The 2,863-nt window shown below is 72.3% G+C and carries 1 protein-coding gene and 3 pseudogenes; 2 read left to right on the top strand and 2 right to left on the bottom strand.

Annotated features, from left to right (window positions below):
• Window positions 1–423, top strand: a pseudogene (locus tag VR44_RS19400) (serine/threonine protein kinase); the annotation flags it as partial.
• Window positions 395–1,056 (top strand): annotated as a pseudogene (locus VR44_RS47345) (IS5 family transposase); the annotation flags it as partial. The pseudogenes VR44_RS19400 and VR44_RS47345, both read left to right, overlap by 29 nt.
• A 27-nt stretch (window positions 1,057–1,083) precedes the next feature.
• Here the strand turns inward: VR44_RS47345 and VR44_RS19395 are convergent.
• Window positions 1,084–1,761 carry a hypothetical protein gene (locus tag VR44_RS19395; RefSeq protein ID WP_245691997.1) on the bottom strand — a complete coding sequence of 226 codons (678 nt, stop codon included), beginning with the start codon at window positions 1,759–1,761 and terminating at the stop codon, window positions 1,084–1,086.
• A gap of 404 nt (window positions 1,762–2,165) precedes the next feature.
• Window positions 2,166–2,836, bottom strand: a pseudogene (locus VR44_RS47340) (IclR family transcriptional regulator domain-containing protein); the annotation flags it as partial.
• Window positions 2,837–2,863: the final 27 nt, after the last annotated feature.

Raw genomic sequence — 2,863 nt, 5'->3', positions numbered from 1 at the left:
GTCGCGGACCCGGCGGGCTTCGGCCTCGCCGTGCCCCTGGACTTCCAGCGCACCACCGACGACCAGCGCGTCTTCTACGTCTCCCCGGACGGCGCGTTCCGGATCGGCATCAAGGTCACGCCCGCCTCGCCGGGCGGACCGCTCGCCGCGATGCGGCGGTCCGACGCGAACGGCCCTTCGAACAACCCCGGCTACCGCGCCAACACGATCGTCCCCACCACCCACGACGGACTGCCCGCCGCCCTGTGGGAGTTCACCTGGAACGGTTTCAGCCCGGCCGAGGGGGCCCGGCACACCTACGACCTGTGCTGGGACGAGAACGGCCGGATGTACGACGTCTGGGTGTCGGCCCCCGTCGGCCGCCTCACCGAGGCCCGGGCCCACTTCGACACCGCCCTGGACTCCTTCACCCCGGGCGGCTAGGCGGATGTGGTCTGTCAATGGCATGTGGGAGCGGGTGTTCGCAGCGTTGATGGCCCAGGCCGATGCTGACGAGGACGTGAACTGGGTCGTGTCGGTGGACTCCACGATCGTGCGCGCTCACCAGCACGCGGCAGGGGCCCGTAAAAAGGGGCCATGGCCAGCGAGCCCGACGACCGCGCGATCCCGTGGCGGAACGCTCCCGTGGCGGACTGACCACCAAGATCCACCTTGCGGCAGTTGGCCGATGCCGTCCTCTGGCTTTAGTCCTCACCCCCGGACAGGCAGGAGACGCGCCCGTCTTCACCGACGTGATGGCTCGTCTGCGTGTTCCCCGCCCCCTCGGACGGCCCCGCACCACCCCGGACATGGTCCTGGCTGACAAGGCGTGTTCCTCCCGCGCCATCCGCCAGCACCTACGCAAGCGCGGCATTCCCACGGTCGTCCCCGTTCCGGCCGATCAGCGCGCTCACCGCCTGCGTCGAGGGAGCCAGGCCACCCGCCTTCGACCGCGAGGCGTACAAGCAGCGCAACACCGTCGAACGGTGCCTCAACCGCTTGAAGCAGTGGCGTGGCATCGCCACGCGCTACGAAAAGACGGCGACCATCTACCTGGCCGGACTCCATGTGCCAGCATCTTTCTTGGTCTGCCAGGCCCACGGCTCAGGAGCAAGAGCGAACCGCATCGTCCCAGGCGGCGGGACTGCGGTAGTGGTTCTTGTGCCCCGCGGCGAGTACGCGGCGCAGTTTGGCGAGGTGCCGGGTATTCGCGGGGAGATCCAGCCGGTCGAGGAGGGTCAGTGCGGCGGCCGGTTCCAGGTCGCCGTAGACGTCGTGGAAGCTCGCCAGAAGGCCGCAGAAGAGGGCTGGATGCAGGGCGGGAAGCCGCATGGCGGTGCGGTACGTCGGCTCCTTCACCGTCCAGCGGACCGGGCCTGAACACTCCAGGACCCGACGGGCTCGGCGGAGGCGGGCTTCCGATGGCTTCGCCACCACTCGGCCGATGTCGTTACCGAGTACCTCGGCGAAGGCCATCGCCGAGGTGGTTTGGTTCTCGAACCAGTCCACCCACAGCGAGTAGGTGACGGCCTCGGCGTCCCGGTCCGCTTCCAGCCGCCGACGGTAGCCGTCCCACAGCACGTCGGCGGGCAAGGGGCCCTCGGCGCCCTGATCCGCGAACCGGATCTCGCACGTGACCCAGTAATCGTCGAGCAGGTCCAGCAGTCCGAAGGCCAACCGCACCTGGTCGGCTGCATCCAGGTCCTCTGCGAACACATCGCCGGCCAAGGAGAGTGCCACTTGCTCGGCTGTGAGCAGCTCCCCCGGCTTCTCGTCGCTCACCCACCCGTCGCGCACAGCCAACGCCGTGCCGCCTCCACGGCTCGCATTTCCATTCGGGAAGTATGACAAGCCTCGCAAGATCCGAACGAAACGGCCTAGGCCCCGGTACCGGCTCGGGTGCCCAGGACCACCAGGCCCTCCTCGGCCGGGAGGCTGCCCGGCGTCAGGGGGCCCAGGGTCTGGGGGAGAGCCAGGCGCGGCCCCTCGCCCTCCGGGTCGGTGTCGAACAGGTACGCCGCCCCGGCCGCCGAGTCGCTGACCAGGTGCGGGCCGGCGGCCGACGCCGTGAACCGGGTCAGCGGGGTCCGGAAGAGCCGGCCCAGGTGGCGCAGGGTCTCCGTGGTCGGGGCGGCGGCCGCCGGGGGAGGGGCCGCGGCCGGGGCGTCCGGGGGGATGGCGCCCGACAGGAGCAGGGCCAGCAGCACCGGGACCGCCTTGCGGCGCAGGGCCTCCGTGGCCTCCCGCAGCCGGTGGGCGTGGGTGGCGGGCAGGGAGAGCGCCAGGCTCCCGGCGGCGCCGCCCGTGGCGATGGGCACCGCCGAGCAGACGACCCCGGGGGAGTACTCGCGCAGGTCGAACACCGGGGCGCCGGGAGCCACCGCGTCGAGGGCGCTGAACAGGACCCGGCTGTCGGTGATGGTGTGCGGGGTGAGCCGGGCCGGCCGGTGGCGGGCCACGTGGTCGGCCCTGACCTCGTGGTCGAGCTGGGTCAGCAGGCACTTGCCGACGGCGCTGGCGTGCGCGGCGTCCCGGAAGTCCACCCACTCCCGTACCGGCGGAGCCCCCGGCCCGTCCGCCATCTGGGTGATCCGGACCTCGCCCTCCGCGTACCGGCTGAGGTAGACGGCGGCGCCCGCGCTGTCCCGCGCCAGCGCCAGGGTGCGCTGGAGCTGCCCCGCGCGTACTCCTCCTCGCACAGCATCGACAGCAGCGGCCGCAGCTCCGCCTCCGTCAGCCCGGCCTTCCGCGCCAGCCGCCCGGCGCGCACCCCCAGCGGGTGCCGCTCCAGGACCCGTACGACGTCCAGCGCGAGCCGCGCCTGCCGCAGGGCCTCGCCGGAGTCGGTCCGGACCACCGCCCCCCGCGCGGCCGAGGTCAGCGC

This window comes from Streptomyces katrae (assembly GCF_000966975.1).
In the GTDB taxonomy this organism is placed as follows: domain Bacteria; phylum Actinomycetota; class Actinomycetes; order Streptomycetales; family Streptomycetaceae; genus Streptomyces; species Streptomyces katrae.
Note: the sequence above shows the minus strand (reverse complement) of the source record. Positions and strands in the feature narration are given on the sequence as shown.